The sequence below is a fragment of the Allobosea sp. TAF32 genome, from assembly GCF_052113585.1.
Classification (GTDB): Bacteria; Pseudomonadota; Alphaproteobacteria; order Rhizobiales; family Beijerinckiaceae; genus Allobosea.
Genome location: NZ_JBFRDM010000008.1, coordinates 26,078 through 44,786, shown reverse-complemented (window position 1 = coordinate 44,786; position 18,709 = coordinate 26,078). Strand labels below are relative to the sequence as shown.

Genomic DNA, 18,709 nt, shown 5'->3' with positions numbered 1-18,709 from the left:
TCTCTGCGGAATTCAGGCTGATGGGGTCAGGGCGGCGGCTTCGTGCTCGCTGCGCCATCGCTGGGCGAGATCGAGGAAATTCCGCAGGATCGTCGCGCCATGCTCGGAGGCGATGCTCTCCGGGTGGAACTGGACGCCGTGGACCGGCAGCTCCCGGTGCGAGAGCGCCATGATCAGGCCGTCATCGGTCTCGGCCTCGATGTCGAAGACGGTTGGGCAGGAATCGCGGTCGACCACGAGGGAGTGGTAGCGCGTCGCCTGCAGCGGCCCGTTGATGCCGCGGAACAGGCCGCGTGATTTGTGCCGGATCGGCGAAACCTTGCCGTGCATCGGCACGGGCGCCCGCACGACGTCACCGCCGAAGGCCTGCCCCATCGCCTGCAGGCCGAGGCAGACGCCGAAGATCGGCTTGCGGCCGGCACCCTGCCGGACCACGTCGAGGCAGATTCCGGCCTCGTTGGGTGTGCAGGGACCGGGCGAGAGCACGATCGCATCATGCTCGCTGCCCAGCGCTTCCTCGACCGACAGCGCGTCGTTGCGCCAGACATCGACCTCGGCCCCCAGGCCACCGATGAGGTGGACCAGGTTCCAGGTGAAGCTGTCGTAGTTGTCGATCAACAGAACGCGCATGGCCGGACCTGTGAATACGGCTTGAGGTCATGCACGTTCGGAGGCGGGGTGGTCAAGTTTTGCGCGGGCCGCGCTCGACTTTAGACCGCCGGTGGATTGAGGCGAGCGAAGGCCTCCTGCCGCCGATAGGGGAAATAGGGGTAGGGCGCCGTGCGGACGCTCGCGGCATCGAGCCGCGCGACCTGCTCGGTCGTCAGGTTCCAGCCGACGGCGCCGAGATTGTCGCGCAATTGCTGTTCGTCGCGGGCGCCGATGATGACGGAGGAGACCGTCGGGCGCTGCAGCAGCCAGTTGATCGCGACCTGCGGCACGCTCTTGCCGGTCTCCTGTGCGATGGCATCGAGCACGTCGACGATAGCGTAGAGCTGCTCGTCCTCGACCGGTGGGCCGAATTCGGCGGTTTCATGCAGGCGGCTGCCGGCGGGCAGCGGCTGGCCGCGCCTGATCTTGCCGGTGAGGCGGCCCCAGCCGAGCGGGCTCCAGACCAACGCGCCGACCCCCTGATCGAGGCCGAGCGGCATCAGCTCCCATTCGTAATCGCGCCCGACGAGCGAGTAATAGACCTGATGCGCGACATAGCGCGGCCAGCCATGGCGCTCGGCGGCAGCCAGCGACTTCATCAGCTGCCAGCCCGAAAAGTTGGAGACGCCGACATGGCGAAGCTTCCCGGCCCTGACGAGCGCGTCGAGGGTCGAGAGAACCTCTTCGACCGGCGTGCCGGCATCGAAGGCATGCAGCTGCAGCAGGTCGATATAGTCGGTGCCGAGCCGGCGCAGCGCGTCCTCGGTCGCCTTGATCAGGCGGCTGCGCGACGAGCCGGCATCGTTCGGGCCGTCGCCCATAGGCAAGGTGGTTTTGGTCGAGATCAGCACCTTGTCGCGCCGTCCCTTGATCGCCTCGCCGAGGACCTCCTCGGAGGCGCCGCTCGAATAGACGTCCGCCGTGTCGAAGAGGTTCAACCCTGCTTCAAGGCAGATGTCGACGAGGCGGCGCGCCTCCCGAGCGTCGGTATTGCCCCAGGCACTGAAGAGCGGCCCCTGTCCGCCGAAGGTGCCCGCGCCGAAACTCAGGGCGGGAACCTTGAGCCCCGAATGGCCTAAACGCCGGTATTCCATGATCCAGATCTCCTGTGGTGGCGGGAACATGGCGGCTCGAAGCGAATGCGATTAGTGCGCCGAGCGGAACAGCATTCGTGAGTTGAAGTCATCGTGCCGAAAGGCGGGGCGCCGAAGCTAGTGAACTTCAGAAGAAGGAGCGTGTCATCCCGGACGCGGCGAAGCGGAGGTCCAGGGTCCATGCCTCAAGCTGCGCCGGACGCGCTCCGGCATCGATCCCGGGTCAAGCCCGGGATGACGGCGCGGTTCGGGAGATAGACGAGATACGTTTAGCCGCGGGCGCTGCGCGGCATCCCGGCCGTCCGCGGCTGCGCCTGACCCGGTGCGGTCTCGACGCCCAGCGCGGGGAGGGCGAGCGTTCGCAGGCCGCGGAAATCGACATGGCAGACGATCAGGCCGCGCTCTTCGATGTAGCCGAGCAGGCGCCGCGCCCGGCTGGGCGAATGGCTGCCATAGACTTCGGCGAGCTCGGCATCGCTGGGGCAGGGCCTGCCTTCGATCGCGGTGCGGGCGATGTAGAGGAAGAGCCCCTGCAGGTCCTCGGGCAGCGTGCCCGAGGCAGCCACTGCCGCCTGCCAGCCCTCGCTGGTCGCGACGCTGTCGCTGACACCGGCCCGCGCTACGGCGAGCCTGCGGCGGAACTCTTCGAGGCTCAGATTCGTCCGACCCAGCCGGCGCATGCGGCAGCGCACGGTGAAATCCTGATAGAGCACCGCGACCTGTCGCGAGCGGGCCTCCGGGTCGGCCATCAGTTCGCGCAGGATCTCGACCATGGTCGCCTCGCGCTCTTCCGGCTCGAGCTCGATCTCCGGCTCGGGTTCCGGCTGGGGGGCCGGGCGGTAGGTCTCGATCCGGCGCAGCACCTCGTTCGGGTCCGGGCGCGGGCGCGGTGCTGGGCGCACCGGCCTTGCCATCGGCGGCGGCTCGTCCGCGCCGGGCGTGAAGATCAGCTTGCCGGCCTCTTCCGGCGCCTGCTCGGGCAGCGGCATCAGCCCCGGTGCGCCTCCGCGATCGACAGAAGACACCGCGCCGATCCTGAGCGGCAGCGGGCGCTTCGACAGGGCGGGGCCCAGCGCCACGAATTGCCCGCGCTCCAGGTCGCGGAACATCTCGGCCTGGCGGCGGTCCATGCCGAGCAAATCGGCGGCGCGGGCCATGTCGATATCGAGGAAGGTGCGACCCATCAGGAAGTTGGAGGCTTCCGCGGCGACGTTCTTGGCGAGCTTGGCGAGGCGCTGCGTCGCGATGACGCCCGCGAGACCGCGCTTGCGGCCCCGGCACATCAGATTGGTCATGGCGCCGAGCGACAGCCTACGCGCTTCGTCCGAAGCCTCGCCTGCCATCACGGGGGCGAAGAGCTGGGCTTCGTCGACGACGATCAGCATCGGGAACCAGAGCGAGCGGTCGACGTCGAAGAGCCCACCGAGGAAGGCGGCGGTGGCGCGCAGCTGCTCGTCGGCCTCGAGATTTTCGAGGTTGAGCACCACCGAGACGCGGTGCTGGCGCACGCGCAGCGCGACGCGCTGCAATTCTGCCTCGCCGCATTCGGCATCGACCACCACATGGCCGAACTGGTCGGCCAGCGAGACGAAATCGCCTTCGGGATCGATGATTGCCTGCTGGACGAGCGGCGCGCTCTGCTCCAGCAGGCGGCGCAGCAGATGCGACTTGCCCGAGCCGGAATTGCCCTGGACGAGCAGGCGCGTCGCCAGCAATTCGGCGAGATCGATCAGACCGGGCTCGCCGGTCCTTGTCGTTCCCATCTCGATCGCTGTCGTCATACCGGTCTTGAATCGCCTTGTTTGGTCGGGCGCAGGCGCGCGACCGGGGCTTCTAGCATGGCCTCGCTCGCGCTGGACGCAGGGCAGCCCTGCCTTCCACAGACAATCGCTGTCAGCGACCTTTGAGTCAGCGCGGGCAGCGTAACGACCGCTCCTGCCGAACGATGTCGGCAATCAAGCGGCGGTCATTGGCCGAGAGCGGCACGTCCTCGATCGCGTCGTACTGGCAGCCGGCATTGCCGAAGGCCGCGGTCGCACGCTGGGTGCGGAAGCAGTAGCCTTGCGCCTTGTAGATCTCGTTGCGGGCGGTCCAGAGATTCGCGCAGGTCTCGGGGTTGGCAAAGGCCGGTGCTGTTGCTCCGGCTGCCAGCATGAGGATTACGGAAAGCGGGAGATAAAGGCCGCGCATATTGGTCTTCCCCGGAATGAGCGCGCGAGCTTTGCGGAAGTGGCGGCTGCAAGGCAAGCCGGCATGCGACATGAAGCTGTCGCAACAGCTGGCTTCGGTGGGAGCGATCAAGGGGCGGATCGATGCAGTTCGGCTATTGCGAAAGACTCGATGCGAGCTTTTGGGCCGAGCCCGTCAACGCCGTGACAAATGGCGCCTTTCTTCTGGCGGCGCTGATGGCTTTCCGGCTCTGGCGCCGGCAGGGCCGTCGCGACGGTATCGTGCTCGCATTCATCCTTCTCGTCTTCGCGATCGGGATCGGCTCTTTCCTGTTTCACACCATGCCGAACCGCTGGACGGTGCTGGCCGATGTCTTGCCGATCCAACTGTTCGCCTTCGGTTATTTCGCCTTCGCTCTTGCACGGTTCCTCGGAGCGCCCGGGTGGGTAACGGCCATCGGCACGCTGGCCTTCTTCGGCCTCGCCCTCGGTCTCTCTTGGGCGGGGCGGGCAATTCTGCCAGCGACGGTGGCAGGCTCTGCCGGTTATGCGGCGTTTCTGCTGGGGCTCGTCGGCGTCGCTTCGGCCATGCCGCGTGTTGCTGCGCTCTCGCGACAGCGGAGCCCATTGGCGATCGCCGGCGCGGCTTTCGCAGCCTCGTTGGCGTTGCGCAGCATGGACGGCCCGCTGTGCGGCGCCCTGCCGCTCGGAACGCATTGGCTTTGGCACTTGCTCAATGCGTCGGTGCTCTACCTGTTGCTGCGCGCCGCGATGCTCCCCGGCGGCACGTCTATTTCTTCGTCAGTTCCAGGCAGGTGATGAGCTGGACATAGCTCGGCGGGCCGCCAAGGCTCGCGCCCTCGGTGCAGGTTGTCCGGGCTCGGGCCGGGTATTCCGACCAGCGGGCTTCCAGTGCGTTGCGGGCCTTTTCCTCATCGTCGCGGCAGGCACTGGCGGGGCGGCCGATACCCGTGGCCGATTTGTCGGCGCTGCCGCAGGAGGCGTTGATGTCAAAGCGCGGCACCGAGTCGGCGACGGGAAGAGTCGGGCTCGCCGAGAGAGAGAGCAGAACAAGACCGACGGAAAACATGGTGAACACTCCCCAGAATTCGCCCCGTCATCGTCCCGGCGCGTTCTAACTCCTGGGCGTCTGGCGCCTCGCGACGGTGATGTCCGAAGCACTATGCGCCGCGATATCGACGATGGCGAGATCGGGGCGATCAATTGCCGGATAGGCGAGCCCGCCGCCGGTCCGCTGCACGAAAACGAGGCTGGCGAGCGCCGGGTGCCCCGCCAGGCGCGAATGGGCGAGCGCCGGCTCCATATTGCCCGGCAGCACGAGATGAACGGAGCGGCCGCCTTCGATGCAGGCCTGTAGATCGCCGAGGTGGAAGAGGCCGAGGGGCAGCAATTCGACGCCGGTGAGCATCGCCATGCCCGGGCCGCTTGCGAGCGCCGCGAGATCACCGCCGACAAGTGTGCTGACGATCCGCGAGGAGGTCATCGGCTTCAGTGCCCGCGAGATCTCGAGCGCCTTTCCGAGAATCTCCCGCTCCGAGATACGCTGCGGACCCTGGAGCGAGATGGCATCGGCAACCTGCAGCCAGGGCCGCTCGACCGGACCGGGCAGGGGATGCAGGCTCGCATTGGCCAGGAGCGCGTCGAGCGGCGCGACGCCATCTGGCACGTCCGGGCCAAAGCCGCCGACGAAGCGGGTGCTGAAGGCGCGCATCGCGAGATTGCGCAGCGTCAACAGCGGTCGCAAGGGTCCAACGCGGCTGACGCCGAGAGCCATGACCGCGCCTGAAGATTCAATGAGGCGCAGTAGCTCAAGCTCGTTGCCGTGCAGCGGCAGCATCAGCGGGGAGAGGCCGGCACGCAGGCAGGCGAGCAAGGAAACGACCGCTTCGGGTCCCAGCGGAGCCAGGATCGCCACGCTCGCGCCCGGCTGTCCCTTGTTGGCGGCAAGAAGCCTTGCAAGCTGGTCGATCCGTTGATCGAGTTGCAGGAAATTGATCGAGGCCGGGCTTACGTCGCTCCAGCCGCGCCGCCCCGGCGGATCGCGCAGGGCTGCCTCGTAGCCGCGCCTGCGCGTCAGGGCCTTGAGCAGCGTGTCGATATCGAGCCCATCGAGCAGGGCGGAAGCCTCGTCCTGTTCTGCTCGCATCGACGGCCCTTCAATTCGCCGGAGCCGGCGTGGCCGGGAGGCGCGCCAGCGTTTCAGTGGAGAGAAAATAGGCCGGCTGGCGCCCTGCCATCACTACGTCGCGCGCAAGGGCGAGCCAGGTGTCGGGCAGGTAGTAGAGCGGCACGACGTAGAAGCCCGAGAGCAGCAGCCGGTCGAGCGCGCGCACGGCGGCGACGAAATCCTCGCGTTCGCGGGCGCCGAGCAGGGCCTGCAGCACCGCATCGATGGCGGGCGATCGCACCCCGGCGTAGTTGAGAGAGCCCCTGCGCTCGGCATTCGCCGCGCCCCAGCGCCCGATCTGCTCGTTGCCGGGCGAAGCGGAGGCCGGCCAGGTCCACTGGACCATGTCGAAATCGAAGGCCGAAAGCCGGCGCCAATACTGGACGTCGTCGATCAGCCGGACATTTGCGGCGATGCCGAGGCGGCCGAGCGACTGCGCAAAGTTCAGCGCCAGCCGCTCCTGCGGACGGCTGGTCACGGTGATCTCGAAGGCGAAGGGTTCGCTCTTGCCGTTGCGCAATACGCCGTCCTGCAGCGCATAGCCGGCGGCCTGGAGCAGGTCGAGCGCCCTGCGCGCCTGCTCGCGGTCGCGGCCAGAGCCATCGGTTTCGGAGGGTTTCCAAGTGCCTGAAAGGATATCCTCGCGCACCGCATCAGGAAAGGCGGCGAGCAATGCCTTCTCGCGCGTGTCGGCGGCGACGCCGAGGGCGGACAGAGGGGAATCGGAAAAGAAGCTGCCGGCGCGTCGATAGACGCCGTGGAACAGGTTGCGGTTGACCCATTCGAAATCGAACAACAGGCCGAGCGCCTCGCGCACCCGGACGGCGGAGAACACCGGCCGGCGCGTGTTGAAGACGAGCCCCGTCATGCCCTTGGGCGTGTCGAAATGCAGGGTCTGTCTGATGATGCGCCCGTCACGCACCGCGGGGATGTCGTAGCCGGTCATCCAGCGCGTCGGATCACCCTCGAGCCGGACGTCGTAGAGCCCCGCCTTGAACGCCTCGAACAAGGCGTTGGAATCCCGGTAGAAATCGTAGCGAATCTCGTCGGCATTGAAGAGCCCGCGGGTCAGTGGATGGTCCTCTGCCCAGAAATCCTTCCGCCGCTTCAGCGTCAGCGATTCGCCGGGCCGGACCTCGCTGACCGCATAGGGGCCCGAGCCGAGCGCCGGCTTGAAGCTCGTATCGCCGAAGGTCTCGGCATTGGTCGCGTGCCTGGCGAAGATCGGCAGCGCGCCGATCACCAACGGCAATTCGCGGTTGGAGCCGTCGCCGAGCTCGAACTCGACGCGCCTCGGTGAGGGCGCCGATGCCTTGGTGATGCGGGCGAGGCTCGAACGGTGGAAGGGCTTGCCCTTCGTCTTCAGCATCTCGACGGTGAAGAGCACGTCCGCCGCGGTGACGGGCGCGCCGTCCGCGAAGGTTGCGCGAGGGTCGATCTCGAAGGCGAGCTTTCTGCGATCGGCGTCGAGTTCCACCTGCGAAGCCAGCAGGCCATAGCTGGTGAAAGGCTCGTCGGCCGAGCGGAAGAGCAGGCTCTGCTGCACATATCTCGGCACGGCGTCCGGCGCGACGCCGAGAACGACCAGCGGATTCAAGCTGTCGAAGGTGCCCTGGACGCCGAAGACGATGCGCCCGCCGCGCGGAGCCTTGGGGTCGGCATAGGGCAGATGGGCGAAACCGGGGGGTAGGGCAGGCTGGCCGTGCATCGCGATGGCGTGCTGCACGGAGGCCGAATCAGCCAAGGCCGAGCCGCCGCGCGCCAACAGGGCGAGCGGGCTCAAGGCGAGCATCGTGTTGACCCTGCGGCGGCTCATCGCCAAGGGCGATCGACTAAAATCCATCGTAAGACCTGATTCCCTACGTAAGAATAGCATGGGCTGACGGCCGTCACGCAGCTATTCGGGCTGGAATCCCGCGCGCGAAGTCGCTAAAGCCGAGTCCGGGTGTCATTCAAACGCCTCAATCACCCTTGATGTGCACGGCTTGCTATGGCCGGCGCCGTCATGCGATTGGGCCGTCGGTGGTGACGCGCGGCTTGCGAAGTCGTGATCCCCGAATTCGCCTGATAAGGAAAGACAGAGAATGTCCGCTTCGTTTCGCCTGTCATCGTCTGCTCTAGGGCTGGTTCTCAGCGCGGCGGTCGGCTTCGCGCCCGTCGCGGCTTTCGCGCAGGCCCAGCGCCCCGCCGCTCCGGCCCAGCGTCCCGCGGCCCCTGCCCAGCAGCCGGCCCCGGCGCAGCAGCCCGGCGCCGCTCCGGCCGGCCCGACTGTCGTCCAGGTCAAGCCCGAGCCGTCCCAGACGAGCTGGACCAAGGTCTGCGGCAAGGACCAGGCCGCCAACAAGGAAATCTGCTACACCACCCGCGACTTCGTCTCGGATCAGGGCCAGCCGGTGCTGGCGGCTGCCGTCTATGACGTGAAGGGCGATCCGAACAAGATCGTCCGCTTCCTCATGCCGCTCGGCCTGATGCTGCAGCCGGGCATCCGCTTCGGCGTCGACAACGCCCAGCCGACCGGCGGCCGCTACGCGATCTGCTTCCCCAATGGCTGCTTCGCCGAGGCGCAGGTCAAGGAGGACTTCATCAACGCGATGAAGAAGGGCACGACGCTCAACATCAGCGTCCAGAACCAGGGCGCCCGCGAGGTGACCTTCGCCATTCCGCTCGCTGATTTCGCCAAGGGCTTCGACGGCGCGCCGATCGATCCGAAGGTGCTCGAGGACCAGCAGAAGCAGCTTCAGGACGAGCTGGCCAAGCGCCAGGAAGAGCTGCGTCAGCGCCTTGGCGCAGGCGGCGCCAATGCGGCTCCGGGTGCCGCGCCGGCTCCGGGCGCTGCTCCGGCGACCCCGCCCAAGCCCTGATCGGCTGAACGCGAACCAAATGAAAAAGGGCCGGCTCAATGGAGCCGGCCCTTTTCATTGATCGTTGTTACGGCCGGCGCGTCCGGGCGCAGGCCCTCGCAGCCTCAGTGCAGGTCGGTATGGTCGATCCGGTAGCGCCCCTTCCGGTCGCGCCGGAAGAATTCCTTGGCGCGAGGATGGCGGATGGGCGCGCCGGAATCGTCGCTGACGAGGTTCTGCTCCGAAACATAGGCGACGTATTCCGTCTCCTCGTTCTCGGCGAAGAGATGATAGAACGGCTGATCCTTCGACGGGCGCATGTTCTCCGGGATCGCCTCCCACCATTCCTCGGTGTTGGAGAAGACCGGGTCGACGTCGAAGATCACGCCGCGGAACGGGTAGATGCGGTGCTTGACCACTTGCCCGATCCGGAATTTGGCCGAACGCGCTTCCATGACTCATCCATACTGAGCCGGCTGATCCGCCGCCAGCTTACGTTCTCGCCGCCCTTGCGAGAGGAATGCGTCGTAAATGCGTCGAAATCAATCGACCTCGCCGTATTGTCCCATCACATTCCGTAGCGCTCTGCGAGATCGGGGTCGCGGGCCGCGACCTGGCGGGCGAGATCGACGATCACCTTGGCCTGCTTCCAGGTGGCATCGTCCTGCATCTTGCCGTCGATCATCACGGCGCCGGAGCCGTCCGGCATCGCATCCAGAATGCGATTGGCGAAGGCCACTTCGGCCGGGTCAGGGCTGAAGACGCGCTTGGCGATGTCGATCTGCGAGGGATGCAGCGTCCAGGCGCCGGCGCAGCCGAGCAGGAAGGCGTTGCGGAATTGCGCCTCGCAGGCAGCACCATCGGCGAAATCGCCGAAGGGGCCGTAGAACGGCTTGATCCCGGCCGCGGCGCAGGCGTCGACCATCTTGGCGAGCGTGTAGTGCCAGAGATCCTGCTGCGCGACGGCACGCGGCCCGCCATCGGGGGAGGGGTCCGCGATCACCTTGTATTCCGGGTGCCCGCCGCCGACTCGCGTGGTCTTCATGGCGCGCGAGGCGGCAAGGTCGGCCGGGCCGAGGCTCATGCCGTGCATGCGCGGCGAGGCAGTCGCGATCGCATCGACATTTTTCACGCCCTCAGCCGTTTCCAGGATCGCGTGGATCAGGATCGGCTTGCGCAGGGCATGGCGCGCCTCGAACTGCGCGAGGAGCTGATCGACATAGTGGATGTCCCAGGGGCCTTCGACCTTCGGCACCATCAGCACGTCGAGCTTGCCGCCGATCTCGGCCATGATCGCTGTGATATCGTCGAGGAACCAGGGCGAGTTCAGCGCATTGACCCGGGCCCACAGGCCGGTCTTGCCGAAGTCGACCGCCTTGCCCATGGCGATGAAGCCGTCGCGGGCGGCCTGCTTGGCGTCGACCGGGATCGCGTCCTCCAGATTGCCGAGCACGATGTCGACCTGGCCCGCCAGCTCGCCGATCTTGGCGCGGACCTTTTCCAGATGCGGCGGCACGAAATGGATCATGCGCTCGAGCCTGAGCGGAAGCTCCCGATAGGGTTCCGGCGCGCCGATCGCGAGCGGACGAAAGAACTGGCGCGGCGTTTTTGTCGTCATCGGGCGCTCCATGCTGCGATGCAGCGAATGTGGAGGAGCATGAAGGCAGCGTCCATGGCTCTTTCGATGAAATTCGTCGATTATGGGTATATTTTCTTATATTGATTTATAGGTATTAATGCCTAGGCTCAAAATCCTCCCATTGCATCTGGGGAAGATCGCCTCGGTTCGAATGACCTTGCCCGCCCTGCATCATGCGCTAGATGCAGATGTCAACGTCTCGGTTCCGGGGCGAGTGCCCCTGGATCGAATGCGCCGATGGCCGACCTTCTCAATATCTTCAATCTGGTCGCGCCGTTCTTCGGGCTGATCCTGCTCGGTTTCGCCATCGGCCGCTACAAGCAGTTGCCGGAGGCGGGGCTCGCCTGGCTGCAGTTCTTCCTGATCTATGTCGCGCTGCCGCCGCTGTTCTACCGGCTCATCGCGGACAAGCCGCTGAGCGAGCTGGCCAACTGGAAATTCATCGCCGGCACGACCACGGCGACCTTCTGCGCATTCTGCCTGTCCTTCGCGCTTGGGCTGAAGCACAACAAGGGCGACATGCCGCAGGCGGTGATGCAGGGCGTTGCCGGGGCCTATTCCAATATCGGCTATATGGGCCCGCCGCTGATCCTGGCGGCGCTCGGCCCCAGCGCGAGCGCCCCGGTCGTCCTGATCTTCGTCTTCGACAACATCCTGCTGTTCTCGCTGGTGCCCTTCCTGATGGCGCTGGCGGGCGTGGAGAAGAAGAGCGTGCTCGCCACCACGCGCGAGGTGATCTGGCGGGTGCTGACGCATCCTTTCAACATCGCGACTTTGGCCGGCGTGGCGGCGAGCTATTTCAAGCTGGAACTGCCCGTCGCGGTCGACCGGATGGTGCTGTGGCTCTCCCAGGCGGCCGCGCCCTGTGCGCTCTTCCTGCTCGGCGTCACGGTGGCGCTCAGGCCGATGAAGACGATGCCCGCCGAGGTTTCGGGACTGGTCGTGATCAAGCTCCTGTTGCACCCGCTCCTGGTCTGGGTGCTGCTGTCGGCGCTCGGCGGGATCCCGACGCATTGGATCTACGCCGCGATCATCATGGCGGCGCTGCCGCCGGCTCTGAACATCTTCGTGATCTCGACCCAGTATCGTGTCGGCGTCGAGCGGGCCTCGGCCTGCATCCTCGTCGGCACCATCGTCTCGATGATCACGCTGCCGGGCTTCCTGTGGCTGGTGAAGACGGGCAGGATAACGGCCGACCTGTTCCATTGAGGGTGCCGGATGCTGCCGCTGGACGATCTGCTGGTCCTCGATTTCTCAACGCTGCTGCCCGGCCCGCTGGCGAGCCTCTTCCTGTCCGAGGCCGGGGCGCGCGTGATCAAGATCGAGCGGCCGGGCGGTGAGGATATGCGCGGCTTCCCGCCACGCTTCGGCGAGACGGCGGCGCCCTTCGCGGTACTCAACCGCGGCAAGGAAAGCGTCGAGATCGACATGAAGGCGCCCGAGGCGCTCGCGCGGCTCACGCCGCTGATCGCGAAGGCCGACATTCTGATCGAGCAGTTCCGACCGGGCGTGATGGAACGGCTCGGCTTCGGCTATGAAGCGCTGAAGGCCCATAATCCGCGGCTGATCTACTGCTCGATCAGCGGTTATGGCCAGCACGGCCCGCGCGCCCAGGAAGCCGGGCACGACATCAACTACCAGGCGCTCGGCGGCCTGCTCGGCCAGTCGCTGAAGCGCGGCGAGGCGCCGCCCCTGCCGCCGCCGCTCGTCGCCGATATCGCAGGCGGCACCATGCCGGCGGTGCTCAACATCCTGCTGGCGCTCAGGCAGCGTGAGCGCAGCGGCGAGGGCTGCCATCTCGACATCGCCATGGCCGATGCCATGCCGACTTTCGCCTGGTACGGGCTGGCCCAGGGGCAGGTGACCGGCTCGTTTCCGGATGGCGGCGAGGGTCTCCTGACCGGGGCGAGCCCGCGCTACGGGCTCTACGCCACTGCCGATGGCTGGTTCCTCGCGGTCGGGGCGCTTGAGCCCAAATTCTGGCAGAGTTTCTGCGAGGGCATCGGTCTCGATGAGCGGCTGCGCGACGACCGCCGCGATCCGGAGGCGACCCGCGCCGCGATTGCAGAGATCATCGCGCGGGAAAGCGCCGACTACTGGCGTGCTGTGGTAGAGCCGTTGGATTGCTGCTGCACCGTGGTGCGCACACTGGAAGAGGCGGTGTCCGATCCGCAGATGACGGTCCGCGGTCTGCTCGATGCGCAGGTCGAGGAGCCGGGCGGCCGGCGTATCGTCGCGACGCCGTTGCCGCTGGCGCCGGTGTTCCGGGAACAGGCGGCGGTGTTGCGCAAGGTCGCGGCGAGCGGTGCCGATACGCAGAAAATCATCGGCTGAGGAATAACACGCCCCGTCATTCCGGGGCTTCGCGTCAGCGAAGAGCCCGGAACCCATGAACACTGTACCGATGAGGGAGGCTGCCTCGTTGCAACTCCCTTTGGGGTTCTGTGTTCATGGGTTCCGGGCTCAGGCCTGCGGCCTGCCCCGGAATGACGGCGTGGGTTAGGAGGCGGTTGCGCCGCCCGCTAACCCCTGCCGCATCACGAAGCGCCGCAGAGGCCCGATCCGCGACAGTGCCAGCAGCCCCGCGCCGCGCATCAGGTCGGCCGGCAGCAGGTCGGTCAGCAGCGTGCGGTTGAGCACGTCGACCGCGCCGGTCCGCAGCCGGACATCGGTCTGCCGGGCGGCGTCATAGGCCGCGATCACCGCATCGCTGCCGGGATCCGAGGCGCCTTCGAGCGCATCGCGCAGCGCAGCGACGTCGCGCAGCCCGAGATTGAGCCCCTGCGCGCCGATCGGCGGGAAGACATGCGCGGCTTCGCCGATCAGCGCCATGCGGTCGGCGCCGAAGCGATCGACCGAAAGCCCGCCCATCGGCACCTTGCCGCGCGGGCCTTTCACCGTCATGGCGCCGAGCAGCGACTGCACCTGCTTTTCGACCCGCATGGCGAAGGCCGCATCGTCGAGCGCGGCGATGCTGTCGGCTTCCTCGGGATCGACGAGCCAGACCAGCGAGGAGCGGCGCCCGGGCAGGGGCACGAGCGTGCAGGGCCCCTGGCGCGTGTGGAATTCGGTCGAGACCTCGCGATGGTCGCGGCGGTGCTCGAAGATCGCCGTCAGCGCCACCTGCGGATAGCGCCAGTCCCGGCTTTCGATGCCCGCTGCGACGCGCACCTGCGAGTTGCGCCCGTCAGCGCCGATCACGAGCCGGGCCTGCAGGGCAAAATCATCACCCGAGAGGCGGATTCCGCCGGCCTCCGGTTCGATGGCGCGGACGAAGCCGGGGATCATCCGCAGACCGGGGAGGTCGTTGGCCTTCTCGGCCAGGATCGTGGTCAGGTCGGCATTCTCGATGTTCCAGCCGAAGGCTTCGAGCCCGATCTCTGAGGCGCGGAACTCGACCGGCGGCTGGCGGAACAGGCTGCCGCTGTCGTCGACGAGGCGCATCACCGTGAGCGGAGCGGCCTTGGCGACCAGGGCATCCCGCACGCCGAGTTCGGCCAGCAGGCGCCAGGAGCCGTCGAGCAGGGCGACGGTGCGTCCGTCGCGCGGCGTCGCGACCGGGCCGAGCAGGGCTACGCTGCGTCCCTCCTGGCTCAGCGCCAAAGCGGCCGCGAGGCCGACGGCGCCGGCGCCCACGACGGCGATATCGACCGGATCGGCAGTGTGCGTGCTCATGGCTCTTCGCTATCCGATGAGCGGCGGTTTGGCCACGGTCCGCAAAGTCGCAAGGTGCGTTCTGCGTTCGGCAAGGATGCTGCTTTCCCGCGTGATGAACTATGGTCGGCCATCCATCCGAGGGAGATGAATTTCATGGTCAAAGCCATCCGCGCACACAAGACCGGCGGTCCGGAAGTCCTTCAGTTCGAAGAGATCACCTTGCCGCAGCCGGGCCCCGGCGAAATCCTGATCCGGAACCGGGCGATCGGCCTCAACTTCATCGACACCTATTTCCGCTCGGGCCTCTATCCCGCGCCGCAACTGCCCTTCGTGCTCGGCAATGAAAGTGCTGGCGACGTGCTCGCCGTCGGCCCGAACGTCGCCGAGTTCAAGGTTGGGGATCGTGTCGCGGTCGTATCGGCGCTCGGCGCCTATGCCGAGGAGCGCATCGTGCCGGCGGCTTCCGTCGTCGCGCTGCCGGAGGGCATCTCCTATGAGGCGGCCGCCAGCATGATGCTGAAGGGCCTGACCGCCGAGTATCTGCTGCACCGGACCTATAAGGTGAAGCCGGGCGATACGATCCTGGTCCATGCCGCGGCGGGCGCGACCGGCCTCATCCTCTGCCAATGGGGCAAGGCGCTCGGCGCGACCGTGATCGGCACCGTCGGTTCGAAGGAGAAGGCGGAGCTCGCAAAGGCCCACGGCGCCGACCACGTCATCAACTATCGTGAGGAGGATTTCGCGGCGCGGGTGAAGGAGATCACCGGCGGCAAGCTTTGCGACGTGGTCTATGACGGCGTCGGCAAGGACACCTTCATGAAGTCGCTGGACACGCTGAAGCCCTTCGGCCTGCTGGCGAGCTTCGGCAACGCATCGGGCGCGGTGGAGGCCTTCAATCTCGGCATCCTCGCCGCCAAGGGCTCGCTTTACGTCACCCGCCCGACGCTCAACACCCACACCGCGAAGCGCGAAACCATGATCGCGATGGCGCAGAATCTGTTCGAGGCGGTGACGAGCGGCAAGGTCAAGGTGCCGGTCAACGCGACCTTCCCGCTGAAGGATGCGGCCGACGCTCACCGCCTGCTGGAATCGCGCGGCACCACGGGCTCGACGGTGCTGATCCCCTGATCCAGAAGGAATCGGCGTCGTCTCGCGTCATTCCCGGGCTTGCCCCGGGAATCTCGTGACCAGAGAGAACTGGTTTCCCAGATGTCCGGGTCAAGCCCGGGCATGACGGCAAAAAAACAACGTGCGCCCAGGGCCTCCGGGCGCATTTTTTGACCGAGCGTGAACCCACGCCTGAAGTGCCGCGACGAATGGGGGCCAGCGCATGCTGGCGACCATTCAGGACCCGGCGTTCATGTCGTCCAAGTTTCGGACCACCGTTTTCCTCTTCGGCATTCTGGCCCTTTCGGGCGTCGCGCTGGCGCAGCAGGCCCGAGGAACCGGCGGGCAATCCGCAAAGCACACCGACGCGATGCTGCAGGGCGCGGACCAGGGACGCGTCCGCATTCCCGGCGCAGCCCGCCAGCGCTATGCCGAGACAACCGGCTGCGCGAGCGGCATCTGCTCCGAGCCGCCGAAGTCCGGGCAGGTTGATGCGGCCCCGGTCGGAGACGCCTGCAGCAGCCTCGGCACGGCGCGCGACCGCACCGGCCGCACCATCCGCCGCCTCTGCGCGTTCAACTGAGAGCGCTATGTCTCAGACCGCGATGCCGTGCAGGTCGTAGGCGTCGGCGCGCTCGATCTTCACCGTGACGATGTCGCCGGGCCTGAGCGGCCGGCGGCTGGCGACATAGACATTGCCGTCGATCTCGGGCGCATCCCATTTCGAGCGGCCCTTGGCGACGGTCGGCCCGGCCTCGTCGATGATGACCGGGATGCGCTTGCCGACGCGTCCCTTGACGATGCGGGCGGAAATCTCCGCCTGCGCCTTCATGAAGCGGTGCCAGCGGGCTTCCTTCACCTCCTCCGGCACCAGGGCAAGGCCGAGATCGTTGGCGGGCGCGCCCTTCACGGGCTCGTATTTGAAGCAGCCGACGCGCTCCAGCTTCGCTTCCTTGAGCCAGTCGACGAGGATGTCCATGTCTTCCTCGGTCTCGCCGGGGAAGCCGACGATGAAGGTCGAGCGAATGGCGAGGTCCGGGCAGATGTCGCGCCATTTCCGGATGCGGTCGAGCGTGCGGTCTTGATGGGCCGGTCGCTTCATCGCCTTCAGGACATTCGGCGAGGCGTGCTGGAAGGGGATGTCGAGATAGGGCAGGACGAGCCCTTCCTGCATCAGCGGGATGACCTCGTCGACATGCGGATAGGGATAGACGTAGTGCAGGCGCACCCACATCCCCATTTGCCCGAGCTCGCGGGCTAGCTCGAAGAAGCGCGTGCGGATCTCGCGGTCCTTCCACATCGACGGCGCATACTTGATGTCGAGGCCATAGGCACTGGTGTCCTGCGAGATCACCAGCAGTTCCTTGACGCCGGCCTTGGCCAGCTTCTCGGCCTCGCGCAGCACGTCGCCGATCGGCCGCGAAACGAGGTCGCCGCGCAGCTTCGGGATGATGCAGAAGGTGCAGCGATTGTTGCAACCCTCTGAGATCTTGAGATAGGCGTAGTGTCGCGGCGTCAGCTTGATGCCCTGGTCGGGCACGAGATCGACGAAGGGGTCGTGCTTCGGCGGCACCGCCTGATGGACGGCCGAGACGACGCTCTCATAGGCTTGCGGGCCGGTGATCGCGAGCACGTTTGGGAAGACGTCGCGGATCTGCTCGGGCTCGGCGCCCATACAGCCGGTGACGATGACCTTGCCGTTCTCGGCCATGGCCGAACCGATCGCCTCGAGCGATTCCGCCTTGGCGGAATCGAGGAAGCCGCAGGTGTTGACGATGACGAGGTCGGCCCCGGCATGGCTCTTGGAGAGCTCGTAGCCCTCCGAGCGCAGCGAGGTGATGATCCGCTCGGAATCGACGAGCGCCTTGGGGCAGCCCAGCGAAACGAAGGAGATTTTCGGCGCGACGGCGTTCATCGGCTGATGGCTCGGTCCAATATGTCAGGAAGCGCCGCGCCTAGGCGCGATCGGCGCTTCCTTTGAACCTTTTCAGCCTGATTTGCAATCGAAAGCGGTTCAGGCCGCCTTGCCGGTCGCGACCGGGCGCTCCGGGTCCTGCGTCCAGTCGGTCATCGAGCCGTCGTAGAGCGCCACCTCGTCGCGGCCGAGAAGCTCCGACAGCACGAACCAGTTCGCGGCGGCGGAATGGCCGGTGTTGCAGTAGGAGACGACTGGCCCCTGCGGCACGGCGGAGAACAGCTTCTCCAACTCGGTCGGCGCCTTGAGCTTGCCGCTGCCGGGCTCGAAGGCGCCGGCATAGTCGCGTTGGATCGCGCCGGGGATATGGCCGGCGCGCGTCGCTTCGGCCGACTTCTCACGCCCTTCGAAGAAGCTCGGCCCGCGTGCATCGACGAGACTCGCCTGCTTGCTGCGCGAGGCGACGAGGGTGGCGTCGGTCGTGCTGCGCAGGCGCTGCTGCGCCACGACTGGATAAGCGCCTGCACTCTTGGGCGCGGAAGGGCCGCGCTCGACCGGCCGCTCTGGATCGGCGGTCCAGCCCTTGAAGCCGCCATCGAGGATCGCCTGCTGGCCGTGGCCGATGAACTTCAGCGTCCAGTAGACCCGGGCCGCCGCGGCGAAGTCGGTCGCGGCTGTGCCGGCCGGGACGATGACGACGTCGTCGTGCGGCTCGATGCCGAGCCGCCCCGCGAGCGTCGCGAGATGGTCGAGCGAGGGCAGCATGCCCGGCGCATTGCCGATCTTCGCCCGCCAGCCATCGGCCGCGTAGTCGGAATGGACCGCTCCCGGGATATGCCCGGCCTCGAAGGCGTCCCTGCCGCCATCGGCGGCGGTGCGGATGTCGATGACGACCAGCTTCTCGTGGCCGAGCCGCGCGGCCAGCGCTTCCGGCGAGATCAGCCCAGCGAATTCAGCCCGGCTCATTCAGCGGCCTCCTTGTGCAGCTCGTCGATCACCTCGAGGCTGTAGGTCATCTCGGCCGTCGCCCCGAGCATGATCGAAGCCGAACAGTATTTTTCCTTCGACAATGTGACGGCGCGCTCCGCCTTGGCGTGGGACAGGCCCTTGCCGGTGATGCGGTAGGCGAGGTGGATCTTGGTGAAGACCTTCGGATCGGTGGTCGCACGCTCCGCCTCTACCTCGACCTCGCAGCCGGTGACGGCCTCGCGGCCCTTCTTGAGGATGCTGACGACGTCGAAGCCGGTGCAACCGGCAAGCCCGATCAGCAGCATCTCCATCGGCCGGATGCCGATATTGCGGCCGCCATATTCAGGCGCGCCATCCATCATCACGGCGTGGCCGCTGCCGGCCTCGCCCATGAAGGCCATGCCTTCCACCCATTTCGCGCGTGCTTTCATCGCGATCTCCTGTCCGGATCGAGGACCGTCGGCGAAGCGCCGGCGGGATT

19 protein-coding genes are annotated in these 18,709 nt (G+C 66.8%); 6 read left to right on the top strand and 13 right to left on the bottom strand.

From position 1 onward, the window contains the following. Positions 1-12 precede the first annotated feature (12 nt). From AB4Z16_RS17305 to AB4Z16_RS17290, 4 genes are all read right to left on the bottom strand, one after another. Positions 13-630 carry an anthranilate synthase component II gene (locus AB4Z16_RS17305; RefSeq protein ID WP_441512605.1) on the bottom strand — a complete coding sequence of 206 codons (618 nt, stop codon included), beginning with the start codon at positions 628-630 and terminating at the stop codon, positions 13-15. An 80-nt stretch (positions 631-710) separates the two neighbouring features. Further along, positions 711-1,745, bottom strand: coding sequence for an aldo/keto reductase (locus AB4Z16_RS17300; RefSeq protein ID WP_441513071.1), 1,035 nt, complete (start codon positions 1,743-1,745; stop codon positions 711-713). Positions 1,746-2,014: 269 nt separating this feature from the next. Then, complete coding sequence (locus AB4Z16_RS17295; protein ID WP_441512604.1) at positions 2,015-3,526, bottom strand: helicase HerA domain-containing protein; 1,512 nt, start codon at positions 3,524-3,526, stop codon at positions 2,015-2,017. 127 nt (positions 3,527-3,653) lie between these two features. Next, the gene (locus AB4Z16_RS17290; protein WP_441512603.1) at positions 3,654-3,935 is read right to left on the bottom strand and encodes a YARHG domain-containing protein; all 282 of its coding nucleotides are present in this window, start codon (positions 3,933-3,935) and stop codon (positions 3,654-3,656) included. Between the two features lie 122 nt (positions 3,936-4,057). On the opposite strand from AB4Z16_RS17290, the gene AB4Z16_RS17285 reads away from it, so the two are divergent. Beyond that, positions 4,058-4,732, top strand: coding sequence for a ceramidase domain-containing protein (locus AB4Z16_RS17285; RefSeq protein WP_441512602.1), 675 nt, complete (start codon positions 4,058-4,060; stop codon positions 4,730-4,732). Here the strand turns inward: AB4Z16_RS17285 and AB4Z16_RS17280 are convergent. From AB4Z16_RS17280 to AB4Z16_RS17270, 3 genes are read right to left on the bottom strand one after another with little or no spacing between them, the layout of a single operon-like run. Continuing rightward, complete coding sequence (locus tag AB4Z16_RS17280; protein ID WP_441512601.1) at positions 4,704-5,003, bottom strand: hypothetical protein; 300 nt, start codon at positions 5,001-5,003, stop codon at positions 4,704-4,706. The two genes, AB4Z16_RS17285 and AB4Z16_RS17280, sit on opposite strands and share 29 nt — an antisense overlap. A gap of 45 nt (positions 5,004-5,048) precedes the next feature. Further along, a complete protein-coding gene (locus tag AB4Z16_RS17275) occupies positions 5,049-6,080 on the bottom strand; it encodes an AMP-binding protein (RefSeq protein ID WP_441512600.1) in 1,032 nt (343 codons plus the stop codon). Between the two features lie 10 nt (positions 6,081-6,090). Next, a complete protein-coding gene (locus AB4Z16_RS17270) occupies positions 6,091-7,917 on the bottom strand; it encodes an extracellular solute-binding protein (protein WP_441512599.1) in 1,827 nt (608 codons plus the stop codon). A gap of 268 nt (positions 7,918-8,185) precedes the next feature. On the opposite strand from AB4Z16_RS17270, the gene AB4Z16_RS17265 reads away from it, so the two are divergent. Continuing rightward, positions 8,186-8,962 (top strand): invasion associated locus B family protein, encoded by a 777-nt coding sequence (locus tag AB4Z16_RS17265; protein WP_441512598.1) that lies wholly within the window; start codon positions 8,186-8,188, stop codon positions 8,960-8,962. Positions 8,963-9,066: 104 nt separating this feature from the next. Here the strand turns inward: AB4Z16_RS17265 and hspQ are convergent, their stop codons facing one another. After that, positions 9,067-9,396, bottom strand: coding sequence for a heat shock protein HspQ (gene hspQ / locus AB4Z16_RS17260; RefSeq protein WP_441512597.1), 330 nt, complete (start codon positions 9,394-9,396; stop codon positions 9,067-9,069). Positions 9,397-9,509: 113 nt separating this feature from the next. Then, entirely contained in the window at positions 9,510-10,559 is a 1,050-nt protein-coding gene (locus AB4Z16_RS17255; RefSeq protein ID WP_441512596.1) for an HpcH/HpaI aldolase/citrate lyase family protein, read from the bottom strand. A 258-nt stretch (positions 10,560-10,817) separates the two neighbouring features. Between AB4Z16_RS17255 and AB4Z16_RS17250 the strand changes: the two genes are divergently transcribed. Continuing rightward, positions 10,818-11,789, top strand: coding sequence for an AEC family transporter (locus AB4Z16_RS17250; RefSeq protein WP_441512595.1), 972 nt, complete (start codon positions 10,818-10,820; stop codon positions 11,787-11,789). Between the two features lie 9 nt (positions 11,790-11,798). Next, positions 11,799-12,914, top strand: a complete 1,116-nt coding sequence (locus AB4Z16_RS17245) for a CaiB/BaiF CoA transferase family protein (RefSeq protein WP_441512594.1) — start codon at positions 11,799-11,801, stop codon at positions 12,912-12,914. A gap of 165 nt (positions 12,915-13,079) precedes the next feature. On the opposite strand, the gene AB4Z16_RS17240 is transcribed toward AB4Z16_RS17245, so the two are convergent. After that, entirely contained in the window at positions 13,080-14,255 is a 1,176-nt protein-coding gene (locus tag AB4Z16_RS17240; RefSeq protein WP_441512593.1) for a UbiH/UbiF family hydroxylase, read from the bottom strand. A gap of 135 nt (positions 14,256-14,390) precedes the next feature. Between AB4Z16_RS17240 and AB4Z16_RS17235 the strand changes: the two genes are divergently transcribed. After that, the gene (locus AB4Z16_RS17235) at positions 14,391-15,365 is read left to right on the top strand and encodes a quinone oxidoreductase family protein (RefSeq protein ID WP_441512592.1); all 975 of its coding nucleotides are present in this window, start codon (positions 14,391-14,393) and stop codon (positions 15,363-15,365) included. 202 nt (positions 15,366-15,567) lie between these two features. Continuing rightward, positions 15,568-15,927 carry a hypothetical protein gene (locus AB4Z16_RS17230; RefSeq protein WP_441512591.1) on the top strand — a complete coding sequence of 120 codons (360 nt, stop codon included), beginning with the start codon at positions 15,568-15,570 and terminating at the stop codon, positions 15,925-15,927. Positions 15,928-15,939: 12 nt separating this feature from the next. Here AB4Z16_RS17230 and rimO read toward each other — a convergent pair whose 3' ends face one another. The 3 genes from rimO to AB4Z16_RS17215 all read right to left on the bottom strand — a co-directional run bounded on the left by rimO (position 15,940) and on the right by AB4Z16_RS17215 (position 18,659). Continuing rightward, a complete protein-coding gene (gene rimO, locus AB4Z16_RS17225) occupies positions 15,940-17,259 on the bottom strand; it encodes a 30S ribosomal protein S12 methylthiotransferase RimO (protein WP_441512590.1) in 1,320 nt (439 codons plus the stop codon). A gap of 99 nt (positions 17,260-17,358) precedes the next feature. Further along, positions 17,359-18,225: a sulfurtransferase gene (locus AB4Z16_RS17220; RefSeq protein WP_441512589.1), complete on the bottom strand. Its 867-nt coding sequence runs from the start codon at positions 18,223-18,225 to the stop codon at positions 17,359-17,361. Continuing rightward, positions 18,222-18,659 carry an OsmC family protein gene (locus tag AB4Z16_RS17215; protein ID WP_441512588.1) on the bottom strand — a complete coding sequence of 146 codons (438 nt, stop codon included), beginning with the start codon at positions 18,657-18,659 and terminating at the stop codon, positions 18,222-18,224. Before AB4Z16_RS17215 ends, AB4Z16_RS17220 begins: the two co-directional genes overlap by 4 nt. Between the last annotated feature and the right edge of the window lie 50 nt (positions 18,660-18,709).

What these genes read in the sequence shown, in the direction of transcription:
- AB4Z16_RS17305 (WP_441512605.1), bottom strand. Translation starts at nt 630, where the DNA reads ATGCGCGTTCTGTTGATCGACAACTACGACAGCTTCACCTGGAACCTG.
- AB4Z16_RS17300 (WP_441513071.1), bottom strand. Translation starts at nt 1,745, where the DNA reads ATGGAATACCGGCGTTTAGGCCATTCGGGGCTCAAGGTTCCCGCCCTG.
- AB4Z16_RS17295 (WP_441512604.1), bottom strand. Translation starts at nt 3,526, where the DNA reads ATGACGACAGCGATCGAGATGGGAACGACAAGGACCGGCGAGCCCGGT.
- AB4Z16_RS17290 (WP_441512603.1), bottom strand. Translation starts at nt 3,935, where the DNA reads ATGCGCGGCCTTTATCTCCCGCTTTCCGTAATCCTCATGCTGGCAGCC.
- AB4Z16_RS17285 (WP_441512602.1), top strand. Translation starts at nt 4,058, where the DNA reads ATGCAGTTCGGCTATTGCGAAAGACTCGATGCGAGCTTTTGGGCCGAG.
- AB4Z16_RS17280 (WP_441512601.1), bottom strand. Translation starts at nt 5,003, where the DNA reads ATGTTTTCCGTCGGTCTTGTTCTGCTCTCTCTCTCGGCGAGCCCGACT.
- AB4Z16_RS17275 (WP_441512600.1), bottom strand. Translation starts at nt 6,080, where the DNA reads ATGCGAGCAGAACAGGACGAGGCTTCCGCCCTGCTCGATGGGCTCGAT.
- AB4Z16_RS17270 (WP_441512599.1), bottom strand. Translation starts at nt 7,917, where the DNA reads ATGAGCCGCCGCAGGGTCAACACGATGCTCGCCTTGAGCCCGCTCGCC.
- AB4Z16_RS17265 (WP_441512598.1), top strand. Translation starts at nt 8,186, where the DNA reads ATGTCCGCTTCGTTTCGCCTGTCATCGTCTGCTCTAGGGCTGGTTCTC.
- hspQ (WP_441512597.1), bottom strand. Translation starts at nt 9,396, where the DNA reads ATGGAAGCGCGTTCGGCCAAATTCCGGATCGGGCAAGTGGTCAAGCAC.
- AB4Z16_RS17255 (WP_441512596.1), bottom strand. Translation starts at nt 10,559, where the DNA reads ATGACGACAAAAACGCCGCGCCAGTTCTTTCGTCCGCTCGCGATCGGC.
- AB4Z16_RS17250 (WP_441512595.1), top strand. Translation starts at nt 10,818, where the DNA reads ATGGCCGACCTTCTCAATATCTTCAATCTGGTCGCGCCGTTCTTCGGG.
- AB4Z16_RS17245 (WP_441512594.1), top strand. Translation starts at nt 11,799, where the DNA reads ATGCTGCCGCTGGACGATCTGCTGGTCCTCGATTTCTCAACGCTGCTG.
- AB4Z16_RS17240 (WP_441512593.1), bottom strand. Translation starts at nt 14,255, where the DNA reads ATGAGCACGCACACTGCCGATCCGGTCGATATCGCCGTCGTGGGCGCC.
- AB4Z16_RS17235 (WP_441512592.1), top strand. Translation starts at nt 14,391, where the DNA reads ATGGTCAAAGCCATCCGCGCACACAAGACCGGCGGTCCGGAAGTCCTT.
- AB4Z16_RS17230 (WP_441512591.1), top strand. Translation starts at nt 15,568, where the DNA reads ATGCTGGCGACCATTCAGGACCCGGCGTTCATGTCGTCCAAGTTTCGG.
- rimO (WP_441512590.1), bottom strand. Translation starts at nt 17,259, where the DNA reads ATGAACGCCGTCGCGCCGAAAATCTCCTTCGTTTCGCTGGGCTGCCCC.
- AB4Z16_RS17220 (WP_441512589.1), bottom strand. Translation starts at nt 18,225, where the DNA reads ATGAGCCGGGCTGAATTCGCTGGGCTGATCTCGCCGGAAGCGCTGGCC.
- AB4Z16_RS17215 (WP_441512588.1), bottom strand. Translation starts at nt 18,659, where the DNA reads ATGAAAGCACGCGCGAAATGGGTGGAAGGCATGGCCTTCATGGGCGAG.